The 20,894-nt window shown below is 45.8% G+C and carries 23 protein-coding genes, 1 pseudogene and 2 riboswitches; of the genes and pseudogenes, 8 read left to right on the top strand and 16 right to left on the bottom strand.

Annotated features, from left to right (window positions below; translation table 11 throughout):
- Positions 1-137 precede the first annotated feature (137 nt).
- Positions 138-1,607 (top strand): aminoacyl-histidine dipeptidase, encoded by a 1,470-nt coding sequence (locus AS030_RS01350; RefSeq protein ID WP_061967540.1) that lies wholly within the window; start codon positions 138-140, stop codon positions 1,605-1,607.
- Positions 1,608-1,712: 105 nt separating this feature from the next.
- On the opposite strand, the pseudogene AS030_RS24175 reads toward AS030_RS01350, so the two are convergent.
- Positions 1,713-2,146, bottom strand: a pseudogene (locus tag AS030_RS24175) (aldo-keto reductase family protein); the annotation flags it as partial.
- Positions 2,147-2,368: 222 nt separating this feature from the next.
- Here AS030_RS24175 and AS030_RS01345 point away from each other — a divergent pair.
- Positions 2,369-2,557 (top strand): hypothetical protein, encoded by a 189-nt coding sequence (locus tag AS030_RS01345; protein ID WP_061967537.1) that lies wholly within the window; start codon positions 2,369-2,371, stop codon positions 2,555-2,557.
- On the opposite strand, the gene AS030_RS01340 is transcribed toward AS030_RS01345, so the two are convergent.
- The gene (locus AS030_RS01340; RefSeq protein WP_090231865.1) at positions 2,554-2,721 is read right to left on the bottom strand and encodes an aspartyl-phosphate phosphatase Spo0E family protein; all 168 of its coding nucleotides are present in this window, start codon (positions 2,719-2,721) and stop codon (positions 2,554-2,556) included. The genes AS030_RS01345 and AS030_RS01340 overlap by 4 nt on opposite strands.
- 334 nt (positions 2,722-3,055) lie before the next feature.
- Positions 3,056-3,601: an NADPH-dependent FMN reductase gene (locus AS030_RS01335; protein WP_061967533.1), complete on the bottom strand. Its 546-nt coding sequence runs from the start codon at positions 3,599-3,601 to the stop codon at positions 3,056-3,058.
- Between the two features lie 184 nt (positions 3,602-3,785).
- On the opposite strand from AS030_RS01335, the gene AS030_RS01330 reads away from it, so the two are divergent.
- Complete coding sequence (locus AS030_RS01330) at positions 3,786-4,166, top strand: hypothetical protein (protein WP_420889627.1); 381 nt, start codon at positions 3,786-3,788, stop codon at positions 4,164-4,166.
- A 117-nt stretch (positions 4,167-4,283) separates the two neighbouring features.
- Here the strand turns inward: AS030_RS01330 and AS030_RS01325 are convergent, their stop codons facing one another.
- Entirely contained in the window at positions 4,284-4,664 is a 381-nt protein-coding gene (locus AS030_RS01325; protein WP_061967531.1) for a hypothetical protein, read from the bottom strand.
- Between the two features lie 107 nt (positions 4,665-4,771).
- Positions 4,772-5,044, bottom strand: a complete 273-nt coding sequence (locus tag AS030_RS01320) for a hypothetical protein (RefSeq protein WP_061967529.1) — start codon at positions 5,042-5,044, stop codon at positions 4,772-4,774.
- Between the two features lie 154 nt (positions 5,045-5,198).
- Here AS030_RS01320 and AS030_RS01315 point away from each other — a divergent pair, with 154 nt between their 5' ends.
- Complete coding sequence (locus AS030_RS01315; RefSeq protein ID WP_061967527.1) at positions 5,199-5,990, top strand: hypothetical protein; 792 nt, start codon at positions 5,199-5,201, stop codon at positions 5,988-5,990.
- A 37-nt stretch (positions 5,991-6,027) separates the two neighbouring features.
- On the opposite strand, the gene AS030_RS01310 is transcribed toward AS030_RS01315, so the two are convergent.
- Positions 6,028-6,762 (bottom strand): MBL fold metallo-hydrolase, encoded by a 735-nt coding sequence (locus AS030_RS01310; protein ID WP_061967525.1) that lies wholly within the window; start codon positions 6,760-6,762, stop codon positions 6,028-6,030.
- 794 nt (positions 6,763-7,556) lie between these two features.
- On the opposite strand from AS030_RS01310, the gene AS030_RS01300 reads away from it, so the two are divergent.
- Complete coding sequence (locus tag AS030_RS01300) at positions 7,557-8,471, top strand: DMT family transporter (protein ID WP_061967521.1); 915 nt, start codon at positions 7,557-7,559, stop codon at positions 8,469-8,471.
- A gap of 70 nt (positions 8,472-8,541) precedes the next feature.
- Positions 8,542-9,738, top strand: coding sequence for an MFS transporter (locus tag AS030_RS01295; protein ID WP_061967518.1), 1,197 nt, complete (start codon positions 8,542-8,544; stop codon positions 9,736-9,738).
- A 38-nt stretch (positions 9,739-9,776) separates the two neighbouring features.
- On the opposite strand, the gene AS030_RS01290 is transcribed toward AS030_RS01295, so the two are convergent.
- Complete coding sequence (locus AS030_RS01290; RefSeq protein WP_061967516.1) at positions 9,777-12,167, bottom strand: M14 family metallopeptidase; 2,391 nt, start codon at positions 12,165-12,167, stop codon at positions 9,777-9,779.
- Positions 12,168-12,409: 242 nt separating this feature from the next.
- Between AS030_RS01290 and AS030_RS01285 the strand changes: the two genes are divergently transcribed.
- On the top strand, positions 12,410-12,892 hold the full coding sequence (locus AS030_RS01285; protein WP_061967514.1) for a glutathione peroxidase: 483 nt from the start codon (positions 12,410-12,412) through the stop codon (positions 12,890-12,892).
- A gap of 207 nt (positions 12,893-13,099) precedes the next feature.
- The gene (gene yjcZ, locus AS030_RS01280; protein WP_061971408.1) at positions 13,100-13,282 is read left to right on the top strand and encodes a sporulation protein YjcZ; all 183 of its coding nucleotides are present in this window, start codon (positions 13,100-13,102) and stop codon (positions 13,280-13,282) included.
- Between the two features lie 56 nt (positions 13,283-13,338).
- On the opposite strand, the gene AS030_RS01275 is transcribed toward yjcZ, so the two are convergent.
- From AS030_RS01275 to AS030_RS01240, 9 genes are all read right to left on the bottom strand, one after another.
- Positions 13,339-14,574, bottom strand: a complete 1,236-nt coding sequence (locus tag AS030_RS01275; RefSeq protein ID WP_061967512.1) for a homoserine dehydrogenase — start codon at positions 14,572-14,574, stop codon at positions 13,339-13,341.
- A 98-nt stretch (positions 14,575-14,672) separates the two neighbouring features.
- Positions 14,673-14,780: riboswitch (SAM riboswitch) on the bottom strand.
- A 95-nt stretch (positions 14,781-14,875) separates the two neighbouring features.
- A riboswitch (SAM riboswitch) is annotated at positions 14,876-14,985 on the bottom strand.
- 233 nt (positions 14,986-15,218) lie between these two features.
- A complete protein-coding gene (locus tag AS030_RS01270) occupies positions 15,219-15,470 on the bottom strand; it encodes an HPr family phosphocarrier protein (protein ID WP_061967510.1) in 252 nt (83 codons plus the stop codon).
- Positions 15,471-15,632: 162 nt separating this feature from the next.
- The gene (locus AS030_RS01265; protein WP_061967508.1) at positions 15,633-15,989 is read right to left on the bottom strand and encodes a GNAT family N-acetyltransferase; all 357 of its coding nucleotides are present in this window, start codon (positions 15,987-15,989) and stop codon (positions 15,633-15,635) included.
- A gap of 78 nt (positions 15,990-16,067) precedes the next feature.
- Complete coding sequence (locus AS030_RS23320) at positions 16,068-16,208, bottom strand: hypothetical protein (protein WP_156412539.1); 141 nt, start codon at positions 16,206-16,208, stop codon at positions 16,068-16,070.
- Between the two features lie 57 nt (positions 16,209-16,265).
- Complete coding sequence (locus AS030_RS01260) at positions 16,266-17,276, bottom strand: ABC transporter substrate-binding protein (RefSeq protein ID WP_061967505.1); 1,011 nt, start codon at positions 17,274-17,276, stop codon at positions 16,266-16,268.
- The gene (locus AS030_RS01255) at positions 17,251-18,051 is read right to left on the bottom strand and encodes an ABC transporter permease (RefSeq protein ID WP_061967503.1); all 801 of its coding nucleotides are present in this window, start codon (positions 18,049-18,051) and stop codon (positions 17,251-17,253) included. Before AS030_RS01255 ends, AS030_RS01260 begins: the two co-directional genes overlap by 26 nt.
- Complete coding sequence (locus tag AS030_RS01250; protein WP_061967501.1) at positions 18,026-18,775, bottom strand: ABC transporter ATP-binding protein; 750 nt, start codon at positions 18,773-18,775, stop codon at positions 18,026-18,028. The genes AS030_RS01255 and AS030_RS01250 overlap by 26 nt, the downstream gene beginning before the upstream one ends.
- 23 nt (positions 18,776-18,798) lie before the next feature.
- Complete coding sequence (gene tenA / locus AS030_RS01245) at positions 18,799-19,488, bottom strand: thiaminase II (RefSeq protein ID WP_061967499.1); 690 nt, start codon at positions 19,486-19,488, stop codon at positions 18,799-18,801.
- Complete coding sequence (locus AS030_RS01240) at positions 19,481-20,770, bottom strand: acetylornithine deacetylase (protein WP_061967497.1); 1,290 nt, start codon at positions 20,768-20,770, stop codon at positions 19,481-19,483. The genes tenA and AS030_RS01240 overlap by 8 nt, the downstream gene beginning before the upstream one ends.
- Positions 20,771-20,894: the final 124 nt, after the last annotated feature.

Raw genomic sequence — 20,894 nt, 5'->3', positions numbered from 1 at the left:
ATTCTACAAGAGGAAATGAATAGAGTCAAGCAACTAAGATTCATTTGTTTACCGTGTTGTGCCATTGATTATTTCGGCAGCTTTCTCTACTCTAGACATATGTGATTACAGAAAAATGAAGACAAAGGATGAAATGAATGGACATGACATTGACAGAATTAAAAAAACACCCCGTATTTCATTATTTCGCAGAACTTTCTTCCATCCCCCGGGGCTCAGGTAATGAAAAAGGAGTCAGCGATTATCTTCTGGATTTTGCAACGAAACGAAATCTTAATGTGATTCAGGATGAAGCCCTCAACATAATCATTAAAAAAGAAGCCACAGAAGGTTATGAGCATGTTCCGGCCATTATTCTTCAAGGTCACATGGATATGGTCTGTGAAAAGAACAAAGGAACCGTCCATAACTTTGACACAGACCCACTTGAATTGCAGATCAAAGGGGACATGCTGTATGCGAACGGCACTACCCTTGGAGCGGACAACGGCATTGCTGTTGCCTATGCGCTTGCCCTCCTTGATGCCAGTGATATTTCTCATCCCCCTCTCGAGGTGGTTATTACTACAGAAGAAGAGACAACAATGAAAGGAGCTCTGGAAGTAAGCCCTGAACATTTTTCAGGGGAGATCTTCATTAACCTGGATTCTGAAGAAGAAGGCAAGCTTCTGGTCAGCAGCGCAGGCGGCATCACAGCTGCTCAAGGTTTGCCCATTCAGCGGGATTCTCTGCCGGAGCACACAAACGTTTTCCATGTTCAGATTGGCGGTCTTTTTGGCGGCCATTCCGGCATGTCCATACATAAGGGCAGGGGAAATGCCAATAAACTTCTCGGCCGGCTTCTGAATGGCCTTTCTGAAGAGTTCGATTTCAACTTGTCTTCCATTTCCGGCGGATTAAAATCCAATGCAATTCCTCGTGAAGCAGAGGCTGTTATTCATGTGCCGGCAGCGCATGCCACACGCGTTCCGGAGGTGGCAGCCGCGTGGGAAGTCACTTTCAAAAAGGAACTAAGAACATCGGATCCTAAAGTTAAAATAACAGTAGAGAAAGTTGACGACCTGCCGGAAAGGGTTTACTCAGATGAAACCACCCGATGTGTCATCCATTCGCTCATGCTGATTCCAAACGGAGTACAATCCATGAGCCAGGAGATTGCGGAACTTACCGAAAGCTCCACCAATCTTGGTGTGGTATCAAGCACCGCATCAACCATCACATTTATCAGCGAAATCCGAAGCTCAGTAAAAAGCTTAAAAGAGCAGATTCTGAAGCAAAACGAGGTCATAGCCCGGGTGACAGGTTCCTCTTTCACGACTCAGGCGGATTATCCCGAATGGCCGTATCGCAAGGATTCAAAGGTTCAGAAGCTTTTTGAAGAAGTGTATGAAGAACGTTACGGAAAACGCCCAGAAATTGTAGCAATCCACGCCGGGCTGGAATGCGGGATTTTTGCCGAAAAACTGCCGCATATTGACGCTATTTCCCTGGGTCCCGATATGTTTGATGTTCATACACCAGAAGAACATCTCAGCATTCCTTCAACTATTCGTACTTGGGAATATCTTGTTTCTGCACTCATAGAAATGAAAGCTTATTACAACTGATAAACATAGAAAAGAGCCAACCGGTATCATTACCGGCGGCTCTTTTCTATGCTATCCAATTCTTAAAAATCAAAATTGTCAGGGAGGTTCAAAATTAAAAACCTAGGAATTTTCCCGGATACGGTGGGCCTTGACGGATTTCGGAATGGTTACCACTCCGTTTTGAAGATCCCACCGAAGAATAAACCTGCGCCAAAGACTTGCCTGGTTTTCTGCAATTTCAGCAAGAACTGGATGGTTCAAGAATTCCCCTTGCATCAAAGGACTCCAGGCTTCCATCTGAATGCAGCTTTCCTTTCAGAACGCTAGAAGCTCTATTTGCGCAAGCCCCGGATGGTACTCCACCTGGTTGACCATAGGTACAATCTCACGTCCTACGCCTTCTTCATTACCGTAGACCGCTGCTGTATCAATGCTCTTGTATACTTTGCTAAGGGCGGATTTTATTGATTGGCAGACTTCATCCCTTATTCTATCTTATGTACTCCCAAGCCAAAACAGGGTTTTAACAATGTATCCCTCCCGCAGGTTTTAAGCATATCAACATTTTACCTTTAATAATGGTCGCAGCAAAACATATACATTTGCCCGGATCCCTTTTTTGAAAAAGGCAAAAAACCATAGGTTATAGCCAATCTAGTTGCTTACTGATGGAGTCTGGAATTACGTTTTTGAAAACATTTACAATTTCATGCAGGGATGTTGCTTTTTTTATGGAATGTATATATGCAAATAGAAGTATGTTACGCGGAGGTGTTTTGATGAAAAATAATGTCATTAACTTCCCCAGGCAAGTAAACCCGGGTGCTTTTCTCGAAAGCGAGATGGACCTGGTCACCGAAATCCGGGGACTGCTCAGCGAATTCAGGAATGATCACCCGGTCTTGATCAAACGGGCTATCCTGACGCGGGTTGACCTTTTAACCCAGCAGCTTGTCAGTTTGTCTTAACAGCAATTTCTTTGATATTCGTTCAACAGGCCATCCAGCTCCTGGCTGCATTGAACCGTCTCGTGATTCGTAAACCCTCTGAGAAAAGCCAGCCTGATCAGCTCTTCCTTCTTTGCTCCAATTGATTCCAACAGTCCTTTTAACCGATATTCTGTAGTACTCACGCACAAGCTCTCCTTTTCTATCAATTCCAACATCATCATTCGATACACAGAGATATTATCTATAAAAACCAAGCATTTGAGAAGGGATTCAACAAAAGAAGTGATAAAGTTACAAAACTATACAAAGTTTCACGCCAACTCTTTTTTATTCTCTGGTTTTTTGGGCCATACTGATAAAAAAGATAGGAGAATCTTCGTGAAATACGTCAAATACATCGTTTTGTCGCTTGGATTCCTTTTTCTTGGCGTCATCTGGTACTTTGAGCTTTCAAGCTGGTTTAAATAATCAAAAAAAAAGAGGCAGTTCCAATGGGAAGCTGCCTCTTTTTTGTTTTTAGTTTTTAGAATTGGATGATACCAATTTTGTAAGGTCCATCAGTTGATCGATCAACGAATTCACACGAAGTGTTGCGAGTTCTTCTGTAAGCTCGCGTTCGTCATTAAAATGAATAGGATCAGCGACAAACTGGTCAGCTATGACCAACGAATAGAGTCCTCTCATAACAGTACGCAAGTTATTCAGTGCGTTGATACCGCCTTTTCCTCCGCCGGCAGCCGCAGTAATCACCACAGGTTTGTTTTTAAATTGATTGCCTGTGAGGAAGTCAAGCGCATTCTTCAGCGCCCCGCTCATGCCGTTGTGGTATTCCGGTGTACAAATGAAGAAGCCCTGTGCTTCATCCGCCGCCTGGATCAACTTCTGAACCGCTTCGTTTTCCTGTTCCGCTGTATCACCTGTATACAATGGAAGACGATCCTTGCCAGCGTCGAAAAACGTCACTTCCACCCCTTTTTCCTGCAAAACGTTTGCTGCATATTCAGCTATTCCTCTTGTTCGTGATTCAGCCGTCGGGCTGCCGTTCATGACTAAAATTTTCATTCAGCTTTCCCTGCCTTTGCGCTCATATTATCGTACCCATTCCATTATACTTAAAATTTACATTAGGTTAAATATTCTGCATCATTGTGTTTCGGTTGGAAAAACATCCGACCCGCACCGTTTAGTAGGCGTTGGCATACACTACAATGTCGTGAAGGCCATTTACAGAAGAGGTGAATCGAACGTGATGCCTTATCCATATCCACCTTACCCCGGTCCCATGCCCTTTCCAGCAGCGCCTGGTGGAATGCCTGGCGCAATGCCTGGTGGAATGACAGGGGCTATGCCTGGAGGAATGACAGGAGCCGGTGCAGGATACCCGGGGATGCCCGGAGGAAGTTACTACACACCATACAACAATCCCTTAAAATTATCTACCATGACGTCAGTCGAATGGTTTGTTCAGCGGGGGTTGGCCGAGGCGCCAAAAACCTCCTATGAACATGCTTTGCGGGAGACGGCTGCCATGGCTTATTTGTATGGGATGGGCTATCCGCAGCAAGCAGCCTACAAGCTTGTAGAATCTTGGGAACTGGGTGAAAAATTTTACCCTGGAGAAAGATGACGGACTAGAGATTACAGTGATATATTCTTCTTTTGTCATTTTTCCAATCTTCTTGTCAGCAACTACAAAACGGAAGCGAAGGTCTGCAGACCTTCGCTTCCGTTTTTTCTAAGTATCTCATTGCAAAAATGAGGTGGCTTTATAATTGACGGCAATTCCACTGCCGCCTGCTTTACCAGAATCTACTACTTTAAGATAATAATTACCGGAATCCTCGAGATTATAAACTTTTTGGTAACCTACTCCGTTACTACTTACCCATGCCGTCTGTCCAACTTTTTCATCCATGAAGAATAAGTGCTTTTTCCAAAGCTCCAGCTTGATTTTTCCGCTACCCGAAGTCTTTTTAATGGAAATGGTAGCATAGGAGCCATCAAATGCAGCAGAAGATGATGTTTTATCGCCGCCAGATGATTTCAAGCTGATGGAATCGGCTGCATACGCCGTACAAGTGACCAGCAAAAAAACTGCAGTTAAGATGAAAATTTTTGCTTTCATATAAATCACCTCATCCGTATATTATTTCAACATAATATAACATACGGATGAGGCGAACTTAGCTGATGTCATGATGCTGTAATAAAACGTAATGGTTTTGTACTATTTCACTGCTTTTTTTCATTAAAATATTGGACCCCATAGGCAGAACCTTCGGAAACCATTTTTGAATCTTCATAGTCACTCGGATCCGGATGGCCGCCTTTATCAACAGGCAACACTTTTGTTTTACTGGAATAGTCTGGCCTTATTTTTCTTTTGATGCTATTGAATGCTAATTTCGTGCGGATTCTGTTCGGCTTGGCTGATAACCAAACCGCTGCTGCAGAGGTGCCCAGCCCAACTAGGATCCATGGTTTCATACTGGCTGTTTGTTTCATTGTTATAACCTCCTTACGCTTCTATACCCAGTTCGATCTTCGGTTAACCCGTAAAATACATTTCATTTTTTTTACATAAAACAACTGATCCCGGTATGATATGCCAATGTTTTCCGCATATTAAAGCCAAGAAGGCAAAAAGGAGGCAACACACGTGAAGTCCATCTTTTTTAATCTGCTTCTTTTCCTCATCCTGCTGATTACTGCGGGTTCACCCATACATGCCACACCGCTCGACCCACAGACAGAAAACATTGATAGTAAAAGCGGATCATCCATTTTCGTAATCGATCAGCGGAAAATGGATGTGACGGGAGACAAACAGCCCGATACTGTTACGCTAATGGGTGAGAAGGAAAAGCAGGAAAATATATATTCGGAAAATCTTTTCCTGATCTTTCAAGACGGGGCTACCCGCCGTTTTACCACGTTAAATTTAAACGATGGAGGATATCACCCAAACATTCAATTCTTTGATTTTAATGGCGACCGTATTCCGGAAACCTATATTTCAGCTGAAACCGGCGGAAGGGGCGGTACTTCCGTCTTTCATCTGGTTTCATCAAAGAACAATCATGTAGTGGAAATTCCGGTTCCTTCTTCACTCGGGATCAGCGGGCGGTTTACGGACGGTTATTACGCTACCATTTTGGTTAAAAACACCGGTAAAATTACGTCCATCAATCTGGCTGAACGAAGACAAAAATATGAAACGTCCGAGGTGTATAAAAACGGAACGCTCATTAAACCGATTAAAGTCTCGGCGAATAAATTCAGTATGCTGACCCCTGTGGATGTAAACGGAGACGGTGTATTTGAACTGCGGGGCGTCCAGCGCATATCTGGAATTGCCAATGGCGATTCTGTAGCCTTTGCCGACTCGATCTGGAAATATAAATTTATGCAATGGGAACTTGTCAGCAGCAGTGTCCACAAAGCGAATTAAAAAAGCAGTCCAGGGCCAAGACCCTGACTGCTCTTTTTTATACTCTTGGGGTTTGATGGATCAATTTTTGGAGCTGTTCCCCTGCATTTTCATTGCAGAGCCCCCCATGATAACAAACAACCTGTTCCACATGATAAGCGGCGTAGTGCTGGATGGATTTCTCGGCCTCTTCCAAGTCGAGCGCCGTTTCCTTGTGGGGCCCGTACAATACACCATTCATGCTGTACATTGAATCTCCTGCAACCAACACGTTACTTTTTTTCAAATAGAGGCTGATATGGCCAGGTGAATGCCCCGGGGTAAAAATAACAGATATGCCTCCTGCCAATTCAAGTTCCTCTCCGCCTTTTAACGGAATATGCACCTTGGAAGCTGGTGCCGGAACTTCATAGAACGCTTTTGCCATCTCGGGAAGAGCCTCAAATTCTTCATCAGTCAGCCGGCTGCGATCGGTTTTTATTAAAGGCTTATCGCCTTCAATAAAGGGCTGTTCGGTCTCATGTGCGTATACAATAAGAGATTGTCCAAGTGCTTCCTGCAGTTCCGGGAGGCTGCCGATATGGTCAATATCCTGATGCGTCAGAATAACATGCGTGAGATTTTGGAAGTGAACGCCTGCTGTTTCCATTTCATTCCGTAGGTTCTGCAGTTGGCCGGGCACACCTGTGTCGATCAAAACGGCTGACTTCTCGTCCCATACAAGGACGGGATGAATCAACATTCCGTTCACATTCACATCGAGCATGGCTGCACCATTTGCGAGTTTTCTCATACATTTTCCCTCCTGCTCTTTCCTTTTTAACTTCATGCCTGAAGTACATATTCTCTTTTGGATGCTTTATTCCTTGAATCCGCTTGAACCTTTTTGAAAAGGGTACTACTTAGACATGCTCAGCCATCTGAAAAGAGACTAATGATGAAATCAGATACGATACGTTTAATTGCCAGCGCGGCAGGACTCCCTTTTTAATTCAGCCTGGATTTTTGCCTGGCATTACGAGCAAGTCGGCTTGTCTCTGCTGATCATGTTTGGTCTGTTGGCCACTTTGCTTCTCCGTTTGGACCCGGCTTTCATTCTCGATTTATATCGGCTGGGTGTCTGTAGCTACAATCGTCAATACGGGCGTGTTCCTGGTTTCTCATAATTCGAACGGTTAGGGCTTCAGCGATGTTACCTGGACCGTTATCATGCTCATCGTTGGGATCGTCTTGCCCTTTTATTTCACCTCAAGAAACAGAGACAATTTCTATTCACTCGTTTTTGTATGGGCGTTCATCGGGATCGCTGTGAAACGGACGGAACTTAAGGATGTTTGCCTTTCTGCCCTGCTGGTCGCAGGCGTACTTGCCGTTCATGTGCTTTACCGCCTTTTCACGAGAAACTTTTCTTATAAACAACGAGCACAATAAATAGTTCCTGAAACGCCAGAAGGCCGGTTCCACGTGTGGAGCCGGCCTTTATTTGGATCGGATGGAAAATCTTTTCGTATTTATGATATTTTTTCGCAGAAATCTTGTATACTTCTTATAGTCTTATAGATCAATGCGTATATGCTGGAGGCCTCCATGGAAAAAACAAAATGTCCCATTCCGGTTTTTATTCCGCTCATTGTCGGCATTATTGCCGTTTCATTTTCTTCTATTTTTGTGAAACTCTCTGATGCCCCTGTGTCTGTACAGGGCATGTACCGGCTGCTGTTTACGATTCTTTTCATGCTTCCATTTACAAAAAATCAATGGAAGAAGGCTAAACTGATTCAGCCAAAACATTGGCTGCTTCTTTTTTTATCCGGAACGTTCCTTGCCCTTCATTTCCTTTTGTGGATGGGCTCCCTCAAGCTGACTACGGTGGCCAGTTCTACCATTATTCTGGCATTGCAGCCGGTGTTTGTTTTAATCGGGGCTTTTTTCTTGTTTAAAGAACGCACATCCTCTGCCTCCCTTATGGGAATGGCGATTGCAATTTGCGGGGCCGCTCTTATTGGATGGGGGGATATCGGGATTTCTGCGGAAAACTTGCTAGGAGACTTACTTTCCCTTTTCGGAACGCTTGCCGTAGCTGTACATATGCTTATCGGACAGCACTTATTGCGTCATATTCCTTCTTTTTTCTACAGTCTTGCCGTGTTTATTTCAGCTGTCCTTGTGTTTGCTTTGTATAACGGGGCAGCCGGCATTCCCATGACTGGATATGGTGGCCACGACTGGCTCATCTTCTGTTTGCTGGCCATTATCCCAACTGTATTCGGGCATGTCCTGTTCAACTGGCTGATGAATTATGTGAGTGCAACCACCATTTCCGTCAATATCCTTGGTGAACCTGTGGGGGCAAGCATCCTGGCTTATTTCATGCTGAATGAAAGCATCTCCCTTTTTCAGGGAGCCGGCGGTTTTCTGGTTTGCACCGGCTTGTACCTTTTCTTAAAAACAAGCAGGGTTCCCGAACACATAAAAGAAGCCTCTGTTCCTCAAAATGTATAGGCAGTAAGTTGATTAAAAGAAACAAAAGAGGTACGTTAATAGAGTTAATAAAAGATCAGAGAAAAGATGGATGATCTCATCAGGGGGGATTCTGAGATTGGAAAATAAAAAAGCGTTGCCAATCTTATTTTTAGTGATGTTTTTAGTAATGGTTGGATTCGGGATCATTATTCCTGTCCTTCCTTTTTTTGCGGAAAAGGTTGGAGCAAGTCCTGCTCAGCTCGGCTTTTTGATGGCTGTATATTCTTTGATGCAACTGTTGTTTGCCCCGGTATGGGGCAGGATTTCCGACCGGATTGGACGAAAGCCGGTTATGCTGATCGGGATTGCAGGATTAGCTGTTTCTTTCTTTTTAATGGCTGTCTCCAGCCAGCTTTGGATGCTTTTTGCGGCCCGCATTGCCGGAGGACTTCTGTCTTCAGCGAATATGCCGACAACGATGGCCTACGTGGCCGATATTACAACCCCTGAAAACCGGGGGAAAGGCATGGGCATCGTCGGAGCTGCCGTTGGCCTTGGGTTCATTTTCGGACCGGCTATTGGCGGTATTTTTTCCGAGTCCAGTCTGAACACTCCCTTTTATCTTGCCGGAGCTTCTTCGCTCATTACGTTCTTTCTGGTTCTTTTTGTATTAAAGGAATCACTTCCGAAAGACATGAGAACAACCGGAAATGTAAAAGGCGCATCCAGGTGGGAAGCGTTCAAGGGCGAGGTTTCGATTCTCTTTGTTCTGCAGCTGTTTATTTCACTTTCTTTATCAGGGCTCGAAGCGACCTTTGCTTATTTCGCCGCAAAGAAAGCGGGACTTGATACGAATCACCTTGGATACATCTTCATGATCATGGGGTTTGCCGGCGCTCTTGTGCAAGGGGGACTTGTTGGCCGTTTAACCAAAAAGTATGGAGAAGGAAAGGTCATTCAGGGGGGAATTGTTCTCTCCGCAGTCGGATTCGGCTTAATTCTTCTTGTCCACAGCTTCACGACTGCTGCTATTTTCCTTTCCATTTTCGGAATTGGCAATGGCGTCATTCGGCCAAGTGTATCGGCCCTTCTGACAAAAACCTCCACCTCGGGGCACGGCAGTGTTACCGGCCTGCTGTCTTCCTTCGATTCACTCGGGCGGATTATCGGTCCCCCCCTTGGAGGCTGGCTGTTTGCCAAAGCCGCAGGGCTGCCTTATATCTCAGGTATCGTGTTATCAATCATTGCCCTGGTTCTTTACCAGGTCTATCGGGCCCGGGCTGAACGTTTTTCAGAAGCAGGTTAAAAAGGCAGTGCACTTGTCGTGCACTGCCTTTTCCCTTGCTATTTGACTTTCACCGTTTCGGAGCGGTAGTTATCTTTTTTTCCCTCAGGTTTATAATGATTTTCGATATTGCCGCTCGCATCTACGGCAAACCATTTCACCGTTGCCGTCTGCTCAAGAACCGGTTTTTCTGCACCTTCACGAATACCGCTGATTTTTATTTTTTTGGATGAGAAAGTCGGCCGCTTGTTATTGGTCGTATAGTAAATCGTTGCGGGTTCAGACGTCGAAAATTCAAGCGTTGCATTTTCCATACTGCGCTTCACGTGGAGCTTGGAAGTTGGCGCTTTTTTGTCATGCTCGTAATCATAGGCAACATCCAGCATTCCGATCAGGCCGTTGGCAAATTCCATTGCCTCTTCATGTCCTTCCTCAAAAGGCGGCTGAAATCCCACGGGCTCCCATTTTCTCTCCTGGGCGTTCCATAAATCGGCGCCCACCTCAAAATCCCATGCATAAATGCGATTGTTATACCACAGGGCATCTGCCGAGTTTCCAGCTGCAGAATACAACACATCCGGTACAGGACCCGTGCGTCCTGGCAAAATGGTCGTTCCGCGATACTCCTTTATTTGCTGCAGAATCCGCTCCGACGCGCTCCAGAAGAAGGCTTCCTGTCCGGCAGTCGGACGCGGCAATGTTTCCCTCCCAAGAGCTTTGTACGCTCCCGGAGGCCACATGAAATAGCCGCCGTAGCTGTGGACATTCATGGCAAACTTCACATTTGGATTTTCATCGGCCAGCCTGATCAAATTTTTGGCTTCGGGTTCTGACTGCTCTGTAGGTCCTCCGTAAACCGAGCTTTGACAATCTGTCGAAGAGCCAAGATACCCATCATACACCGAACCGGTTCCGTGATTGCGGTTCAGGTCGACACCCCATGTATTGCGGAGAGCCGGGTCCGATTTCTCGGGGCCGCAATGATTGGTCATGTTCTTTCGTTGCCAGTTATAATCATAAAAAGAATAGGTGGCTCCATCCGGGTTGACAGAAGGGACGATAAAAATATCAAGGTTATTCACCAACTTGCGTGTCGCTTTGTCTGTACTGTAGTTTCTGAGCAATCTTTCCGCCGTTTCCACGGATACGAGCGGTGTCACCCACTCACGGGCATGCTCCTGTGAATAAAGGAGAACGCCGGCTTTCGAGCCATCCCGATGTTTTCCGATCCGAATTGCTTTCATTGTATGCGGTTCGCGCGAAATCGACTCCGGCGCTTTTAAGCCATCCGTGAGCTTCAATTTTTCCGTTGAGGCTACAAGACCTTCTCCACTGCTGCCTCTAAAGGAGGTGGCGGTAACGAGACTTCCTGCCTCTGCGTTAATTTTTTGAATGACGTCTTTTGCTTTACTCGAACTTTGTCCGGCGGGATCAGTCGCCAGTTTGACAACAATCGTGTTTTCCTTTGTATCAATGGACAGCGGAAGATTTGCGCCCTCCTGCTTTACTGCCTGGAGGCTGATGCTGTTTCCGCCTTCATGGCCCCACTTTTTCGAGGTAATGACGACAGCCGAAGCGGGATTCGCCTGATCTCCAATTATTGTCTGTGCCTTTCTGCGGTAACCATTGGTCTCATATGGCAGCTCCACAATTTCCGCAATACTGGAAAATTGCTTTGCCAGCTTGGTGATCCGCTGATCGAGCTCGGTTGGGGTCATATAATGGTCTGTAAAATCCGATACATAATGTTTACCTGGAGTTGGTTTTTTGCCACCGATCCAATCAGTCACTTTTGCTTCCATGGTGCCGCCAAGACTGCTCGTAATGTTAACGGTTGAAGGACGGGTGTCCACTGGCAGCAGCATCGAATGATACATATAGACATCCGCGTCCTCTATTCGTTCAAGCGCTGCTGTTCCACCTGATCCAGATGCCGTATTCTTTCCTTTGTCCCATGTTGCGGTAAGTACGGTTGAGTTGAGAGAGCCTGCATCCGTCTTCGCCTCGACATACAGGAATTTGCCGCCCTGGCTTGTAAAATAGTTGGCTCGTAAAATGGTAACCTTGTCCTTGGCTGCTGCCAGGTCTTTTTCCTGCTGTACCGTAAATTGGCGCTCCTGCCTCAAGGTTTGAATTTCATGCTGGGTGGAAATAACATCCGTCTTGTACCCTCTTAATTGCAAAATTTCAATCTCTTCTTTGGTCAGGATAGCGTCAGCTTCCATTCCCTGGCCTGCATGCTGGTTAAGGTTTTCCGTAAGATCAATTCCATAGCTTAGTAGTTTGTCCAGGTCCGCACGGTTCTTCAGATGGATTTTTACCACCATGGCTTCATTCTTTGCCGTTGTGGAAGGGCTGGCCGCATGGACGGTAGCTAGCTGCAAAGGCAGCAGAATGGCAGCAGCCATCGACACAGCTATGAGCTTTTTCTTTGTCTTTCGACTTTTCAATTTTATCGCCTCCAATAATCGACTGTTATGCAAAATATGTAAGTTAGTTACAGTATAAAGTGAATTGAAGGAATATTTTGTCTTTTATTGTTTGTTGACCATAAAATGATTCCATGTAACTAAATAGCAACCCTGGTCCCATGCTATTAGTCCCTGAAAAAGAAAGCGTTTTATTTTCTTTTCGGCCATAAAACTACTACACTATTACTATGAATGTTAATACGTACATACGGGAGGATGCTATGTCTGTTTACGAATATCATGCGAAGACAATCATGGGCGAGGAAAAATCACTTCAGGAGTATGAAGGTAAGGTATTGGTTATCGTCAATACAGCCAGTAAGTGCGGATTTACTCCGCAATATAAGGAACTTCAGGCGCTTTACGATGAATTCAAAGATCAGGGTCTTGAGATCCTGGGGTTCCCATGCAACCAGTTTGCTGGCCAGGAACCTGGAAATGAAGAGGAAATCCAGGAATTTTGCCAGTTGAATTACGGAGTGACCTTCCCGATGTTTGCCAAGGTGGATGTAAAAGGCGATCATGCACACCCTCTCTTTACCTACTTAACCAGAGAAGCACCCGGGATTTTAGGATCAAAGGCAATTAAATGGAACTTCACCAAATTCCTGGTGAACAAACAAGGAGCAGTCGTATCCCGCCATTCTCCTCAAACCTCACCGAAGGATATGAAAAAAGAAATAGAAGCACAGCTCGCGCAGTAATCTGCACGCACGCTTTTGGTTTCCCCTAAAGTGTGCGTTTTTCATTGCACGGTAATTAGGCTTGCCAACAAGGCAAACGTCCAGACCGAGTGATGCCTCCTACATATACTGTATCGAGAATGTTGGAATTGGATATTAAAGGAGGAATTTTAAATGTATGCAAACTCACCGATTAATGCACCAATTAACGCTCCGTTAAACGTACCTGTGTCAACGGCTTCTTATGGGTATGGTTATGGCGGCGGATGCGGCGGTTACGGCGGTTACGGTTATGGCGGCGGAAGAGGATTTGCGATCATCATCGTATTGTTCATCCTCTTGATCATCATCGGCTGTTCATGCTGGTCCGGTCACGGCCACGGCGGCTGTGAAAGCAGCAGCAGCTGCTAATCGTTCAAGCAGCAAAAAAGATCCAGGCGGTTGTCCGCCTGGATCTTTTTATTTTTTTATAATAGAACTTCCTCAGCAACCTCGCTTGCAGCCGAGAGTCTCACAGGATAAATGCTGGTGAAATGCAATGTGCTTACAGGCAAATCTCCAGCGTACAGGAACGCGATGAGAGAGGAATCCGGCAGGGAAACCGTATCAAGTACTGCTCCTTGAAGCTGCAGTGCAGAAATTGTTTCTCCCGAAATGTGTTCTTTTTCACCAAACAAAAGATAGGTTGTTCCCTCTTTGGACTGTTTCTTATGAACGACTTCAGATACGGCCGGTTTGTCCTGATAAACGCTGCCCGTCTCATACAGGGATAAAAAATCTTCCACGATGGCACTTGCTGTTGCTTCAGCCCCTGCACCTGGTCCCTGTAAGGTTAAACAGCCAAGAAGATCCGTCTGAATACGGACCGCATTGTCCACTCCTTCCACTCCATAAAGCGGATGTTCACTGTCTACCAACACCGGTTTCACCTTCAGCTCGAGACTGTCATCCAGGAGCACCAGATGTTTTAGGCGCAGTCCAAGCTGTTCTGCGAGCTGTATTTCCTCAAGACGCACATTTCCAATTCCCTTTACCTCGGCTTCCTCCCATAACGGCTGTTCACCATAAATCCACTTACTCAGCACCATGGCTTTATAAAAAGCATCCAGCCCTTCAATATCATTCGTCGGGTCAGGTTCTGCATATCCCTTTTGCTGGGCGAGTTCCAGAGCTTCCGGGAACGTAGATCCAGTTGTTCTCATGTGCGAGAGAATAAAATTGGACGTTCCATTCAATATTCCCTCCACGTGCTGTACTTTATTGATTCGCAAAAGCTCCCTCAGTGTCCTTAACACCGGGATGCCGCCGCCTACACTTGCTTCATATACAAAGCGTGCTCCTCTTGCTTTCGCAAGGCTTGTTAGCTCTTCCCCATGACGGGCAATCAGGTCTTTGTTGGCGGAAATTACATGGCACCCTGCTTCCAGTGACCGGGTAATGTACGTTTTGGCCGGTTCAATTCCCCCGATGGCTTCAATGACCACATCTGGCGCCTCTTTACCCAGAATTTTTTCAAACTCTGAGTATAATGGCGCTTTCTGAAAGTCGGACCTCGGTTTTGCCGGATTTTTAATCAATATTCCTGACAGACGGATCTTTTTTCCCAGCAACTGTTCAATCTCAGGTTTTCTTTTTAACAATGAGGAATATACCCCGGTTCCCACAATTCCCAGTCCCAGCAATGCAATTTTAATTTCACTCAATGATATCTCTCCCTTTGTTTGATTGGATAAGCTTACCTCTCGAGAATAGCTCCGAAATGAAAAAAGCCCCCTTCCTAAGAAGAGGGCGTCACGGCCTCCTCTTATCATCCAGGATTTCTCCTGCAGGTAGTAGCACCTTTTCAGGCAATATGCCTGTAGGTTGCCGGGCTTCATAGGGCCTTTCCCTCCGCCGCTCTGGATAAGAGTACATATGAGATTGAAACATGTTATGTAGCAAATGACTTTTTTAGTACTAAAAAACTCCCTTATCGATGATAAGAGAGTTACATTCCGGTTTCATCTCTTATCGCTCAAAGTTGTACCTTTGAAGGACTTGGCACCTTTTCAGACAATCTGCCTGAAGGTTGCCGGGTTTCATCGGGCCTTTCCCTCCACCGCTCTGGATAAGCTTTTTTAAATTAGTCTTACTTTATCATGGAGGAAGAAGAGCGTCAACCGCTCCTGGACCTATTTTTCCGTTCAAGATAAAACATAATCAGCAGTGAAGGCACCAGAGCCATGATGAAGGATTTGGTGATTACCGTTCCACTGAAACTTTCACTCGCAGCGATATGAAAAGCAAAATCTGTAAAAGTGATGGCCAAAGCCATTAAAGGGTCCCAGGAATTTTCAGGCGCATAAGGCTACACTAATTTTCCTGCACAAATCTCACGTATTCCTTCAAGGGCATCCTGCTGATCCTGTCCTTGCGCTGTTATACAGCACAAGCCAGCCATGCCTGAGAGTTTACTCATGCTTAACATGCTTTTGGCATTCATCTGGCAGTTATCGAATTCGAAATAGATTTGACACTCTTCAAATTCGTTCGCTTTATGAACAAGCTTTGATATTGTTCTGGAATTCATTTTTTCCTGCAAAAAGCAGTATGTCTTCATACCTTTCCACTCCTATTCCTTTTCCCTGCCATTTTAACCCGCAATGATTAAGCACATATTAAGGCAGTTTAACTTTTTTTCATACCAATGAAGATATGCACGCCTGACCATCAATATGTGGATAATTGGCAGTTTAGGAAAAAGGGAGGAGCATCAGAAGGGTTAAAATTGTTTTTCAAAAATATGTATTTTCCCCCCCTCGTTTTCTTTAATTTCGATTTCTCTGAAGCCCATTCCGCTCCAAAAGCTCAACGCAGGAGCATTACCCGTTAAGATTCCGAGCCGCAATACGTGGAGCTTCATCTTTCTTAACTCATTTTCGCATTCCGTATAAAGCTTTTCTGCCAATCCCTGGTTTTGACAGGATTTGGCAACCATCAGGAAACCCAGCCACGGCTTGCCATCCTTCGGGTCCACTTTGCCTTTCCCGTAAAACAGCTCATTATAAAATGGATTGGAGTTCATAATCTCTAGTTCATCCATCACTTTCTCCAGCCCGCTCTGTTCCCATATCAGCATTCCCGCACCCCCTATTCTTCTTTCTAGCATACAACAAAATCAAAAAAACACGCTCCTGAAATCAGGGCGTGTTCTTCGTTATTGGCTGTCCTTGTTGTTCTTGATTTCGGCGATATCATCCTGATTGGCAATTGGATCAGCAAACGTTCCCTTCGGAATATCCGCCTTTCCTTTTCGCTGCTCCGCGTTTTGCTTGCGGATTTTTTCATTTTTGGCCATGCCGGACACCTCCTTGCCTGGTACTTAACATAACCAAACAAGGCGGAGTCTACTCTGTTATTTTTCCAGATTAATATAGGCTTTTTGGGTATCTATTTTCTTTTTGATCATATCTGTCTCATAAAGCCACTCTGAAACCTTATTCCACGACTTTTGATCCTGATACCCAAAGGGTTTGCTGCCACTGTCCATCAAGGGCAGAAGAATTCGAAGGCTTTTCTTTTCTACCTTTTGATCCAGGGGAAACTCTTTGTTTTCATGCTGAAATAAAATATTCAACGCGTTCTCCGGATGCTCTTGTACATCCTTTTGTCCTTTTGAAAGAGCCCGCCAAAATTTTTGGTAAAGCTTCCTGTTTTTCTTCAATCCATCTTCGCTCGAAACAAGTACCAGCTCATAATAATCAGGCACTCCGTATTTTACTGGATCGATGGATCGGACAGGGTGCCCCTCTTTTTTCAGCAAAATTTGTTCATGGTTGATATAGCCACCGGAGATGCCGTCAACTTTTTTAGAAGCCATCGCCGGAATGATATCCCATCCGATATCCGTCATTTTTACGTTATCCGGATTTCCCCCGTCATGTTTTACCATCGTTTTAACAATAGCTTCATTAATCGGAATAGACGGATAACCTACATTCTTTCCTTCAAGATCTTTAGGTGTGTGAACGCTGCTTTTCTCTGGCACCATCAGATGATTAAGCGGATGCCTCACCATCGCTCCAAGAGAAACCACCGGAATGTTTTCGGCACGTGAAAGCACAACCTGCGGCTGGTAGGTCAATGCAAGGTCCGTACGCCCGGCTGCCACAAGCTTTAACGGATCATTGGTTTCAGCCGGCATTTTCACGTCCACCTCAATGCCTTCCTTTTTAAAATAACCTTTCTCAATGGCATCATAAATTCCGGCATGCACTGCGTTCGGGTACCAGTCGAGCATCACGCTCACTTTCTTCAATCTATCTTTCCCTTCCCCGCTTTTAGTCGCGGAAGAGGAACAGGCACCAAGTGCGAGAAGCAGACACCCTGCAAGCAGCCATTTACTGTGTTTTATCCACTTTTTCATGTTGTACATCCTTTCTGATTTCTTTCCATCTGAACATTCGTTTTTCCGCAAGTGCTGCTGCCCCAAAGAAACACATGCCAAGCAGGGACAAAAGGAAGATGGCGGAAAAGACACCTTCTGCGTTCAGACTGCCTGACATTCTTCTGGAATAGTAGCCGAGCCCTTCACTTGCCCCGAGCCATTCACCGATTGTTGCACCCACGACTGAAAATACAGCAGCAAGTTTGATGCCCGAAAAGAATGAGGGAAGTGCCATGGGCATCTGTACTTTTTTAAAGATCTGCCATCTTCTTGCTCCCATGGAACGCAAAAGATCCACATAATCCCGATCATGATGGTTCAGACCGTCATAGGTGCTCACCACAATGGGGAAGAAAGCGATCAAAACAGTAACCGCGACTTTGCTCCATATGCTGTAGCCAAACCAAAGGACAAAAATCGGTGACAGCGCGATAATCGGTATGGTCTGGGAAATCAATACCCCGGGATAAATTGTTCGTTGTAACGATTTGAAAAAAAACATGGCAACCGCAAGTGAAACACCAGCCACTGCCGCTATAACGAAGCCAAGGATCGTTTCCTTAAACGTGGCCCATGCATGAAAAAGCAATATGTCCTTGTTCTCAAAAAGAGACAGTAGGATGCCTGACGGTGCCGGCAGAATAAAAGACGGCAGCCTGCCGGTATCCACAAGCCATTCCCATGCACCAAGCAGGAGGATGGCTGCCATCAAAAATAAATAATAATCCTTAAAAAATGCTTTGATACGATTCATGTGTAATTCTGCTCTCCAATGTATTGATCAGCTCTGTTATTTCAGGGGATAGATATGTCTCTCTCGGCCTTTGCAGCTGAACCATGATTTCTTCCGTCTCACCGGATGGGTGGAGAACAATAATCCTGTCACTTAAAAAAACCGATTCGTGGAGGTCATGTGTGACCAGTACGATGGTTTTGTTCAGTTCTCTCCATAGCGCAGCCATCCATTGGTGCATATCCTTTTTGGTCATGGCATCAAGAGCGCCAAATGGTTCGTCCAGAAAAAGCACCTCTTTTCCCGTCAACAATGTGCGCAAAAAAGCGATTCGCTGACGCATTCCCCCGGACAGCTCATGTGGATAGGCTTTCTCAAATGCGGACAGTCCCACCCGTTCCAGGAGAGCTTCCGCCTCTTTTCTCTTTTCCTTTTTTTGCATTTGAACCTCTGGTGACAGAAGCAGGTTATCCATGACCGTACGCCAGGGAAGAAGAAGGTCCTTTTGAGGCATATAGCCTGCTGCCCCCGGGACGGATGGCTCATTTTGAATCAGGATTTCCCCTTCATCCGGCTTCTCCAGACCGCATGCGAGTTTAAGCATTGTACTTTTTCCTGTGCCGCTTTTGCCAATAATGGAGACAAATTCTCCTGCCGCCGCTGAGAGATTTATGTTCTTTAAGATGGGTCTGTACTGCCCGCCTTGTTTCATGCTGTAAGAAACATTTTTCATCATGAATGTCATTCATTCGCTCTCCTTTTGCAGGACTATACCGGCCATTCATGCCCGTAATAAACCATGTCCCAAAACATGAACTCAAATCGTGACGTAGTTAGAAAATGGTTTTGCAAAGCCTCTAGCTCCTGATTGGTTTTTCCTTCCGCCCATTCATCAAGCTTATCCTTCAGCCAACGTGAAAGACTGCCGAAGTCTTCAGAAGCGTACATTTCAATCCAAGGGCCATAAGGATGGCCGGACAGGTTTCCTGCTTCCCTTTTCAACATGGTTCCGATCTCGTGATAGCTCCACATGCATGGCAAAAGGCAAGAGACCAGTTCGGCCAGGCTCCCCTGCTGGGACGCTGCCAGCATATACCTCGTATACGCGAGATTTATAGGCGTCGCCTTTTCGTTCTCCAGTTCCTCCTCACCGATGCCGATTTCTTTGCAATAACTGCGGTGAAGATCCATCTCTGTGTGCAGCGTTTCATGCAGAAGGCCGGAGAACCATTTTATTGTTTCAGTATCTTCTGCTTTTACCGCTCCAAGTGCGAACAGCTTGGCGTAATCCTTCAAAAATACATAATCCTGTTTCATGTAAAACATAAAGCGCTCCATCGGCAGGGAGCCATCCTTAATTCCCTGAACAAAAGGATGGCGGTGGATCTGCTCCCATACCTGCAATACCCGGTCATGGAGCTGGCGGGTAAATCGGTCCTGCTGGCTACTCTTAACCATTTAAAGTGCTCCTTTCTGTATTGCACCATTTTTCAATAAACCCGGCGAGAACTTTTGCATGATGGATTAACTGCTGAAGCTCTACTCTCTCATTTAGCGAATGGGCTTCCTCCAGTTTTCCGGGGCCGTAAATCACAGTGGGTATCCCGGCTTGTCCCAGCCAGCCCGCGTCTGTCACTGTCGGTGACATGGAAACGACAGCCTCCTGCTTGGATACCTGGTGATGCTGATTCTTCAGCATGACGAGCCCCGGATGATTTTCATCAATATCAATAGCAGGAAAAATCTCTCCTCTGTCTTCGATCATCGATTTTCCGCCCCAGTCAAAGGAAGGCGGATTTTCTTTGAGCCAAGGATCTCCTTGGGCAACGGCAAGGACATGCTGCTGAATTTCCTCCGCAACCTCTTTATAAGTCTCGTTCGGATGAAAATGGACGGTAATCCAAAGCCTGCACTCATCCGCAATATAGGCCGCATTCCTTCCCCCCTCAATAACCGAAGGATTGATCGTTGTGCTGCCCGGCAAAAACCCGGGATAGACTTTGGTTACGGCCCAGTGACGCTCAAGCTCCTGCAGCCCCTGTATGACTTTCATCATCTTTTCAATGGCACTTGCACCAACAATGCCTCCGCCGGCATGAATCAATCGGGAACGGAGGCCATCATGATGAGTGGTTTTGCTTTTTATCGTGATCCAGCCTGTAATCACACCGCCCTGCCCATGGATGGCAAGATCGGATGTATCCGCCACAACGGCAAAATCAGCTTGCATGCCGCGGTCGACGCATGATTTTGTTCCAGCTTCACCGGCTTCTTCTCCTGTTACGGATTGAAAATATAAATCGCCATCCAGTTCGACGCCTAATTCCCGTAACAGCTGCAGCGCAAAAAGTGTGGAGGCCATTCCTCCTTTCATATCAGCTGTGCCTCTTCCATACAAAAAATCTCCGTCTTTCCTTAATTCAAACGGCGTATGCTCCCATTCATCTTCATCTCCTGCCGCTACCACGTCGATATGCCCATTGAGGATAAGACTTTGATACTGTTCACTGTTTCTCCCGGGTTTGGTTCCAGCCACTATCGTGTCACCCGGAAACAGCCCCCACTCTTCTGTCTCAAACCCGAGGTCCCGAAGAAGATATTTGATATAATGCTGGGCTTCCTCAGTATTTCTGGCCGGCGGGCTTTCTGTCCGGAAGGCCACAAGCGACCGAAGAATCTCGATCAAATCCTCTTTTCTTTCATCTGCCAACTTATTAATCTTGTCCTGAATACTGCTCATGCTCACCCTCCTTTATCTGCTGAACCTTTGTTGCTCTTGAAAGCAGTTGCTTTCCGTTTCAGGATGCTCGCTTTGACCGGCGCAAGTGCCTACTTATGAGCCCCGCGGCGCAAGCTCCCCATTG

This window comes from Fictibacillus enclensis, assembly GCF_001457035.1.
Lineage (GTDB): Bacteria > Bacillota > Bacilli > Bacillales > Fictibacillaceae > Fictibacillus_C > Fictibacillus_C enclensis.
Note: the sequence above shows the minus strand (reverse complement) of the source record. Positions and strands in the feature narration are given on the sequence as shown.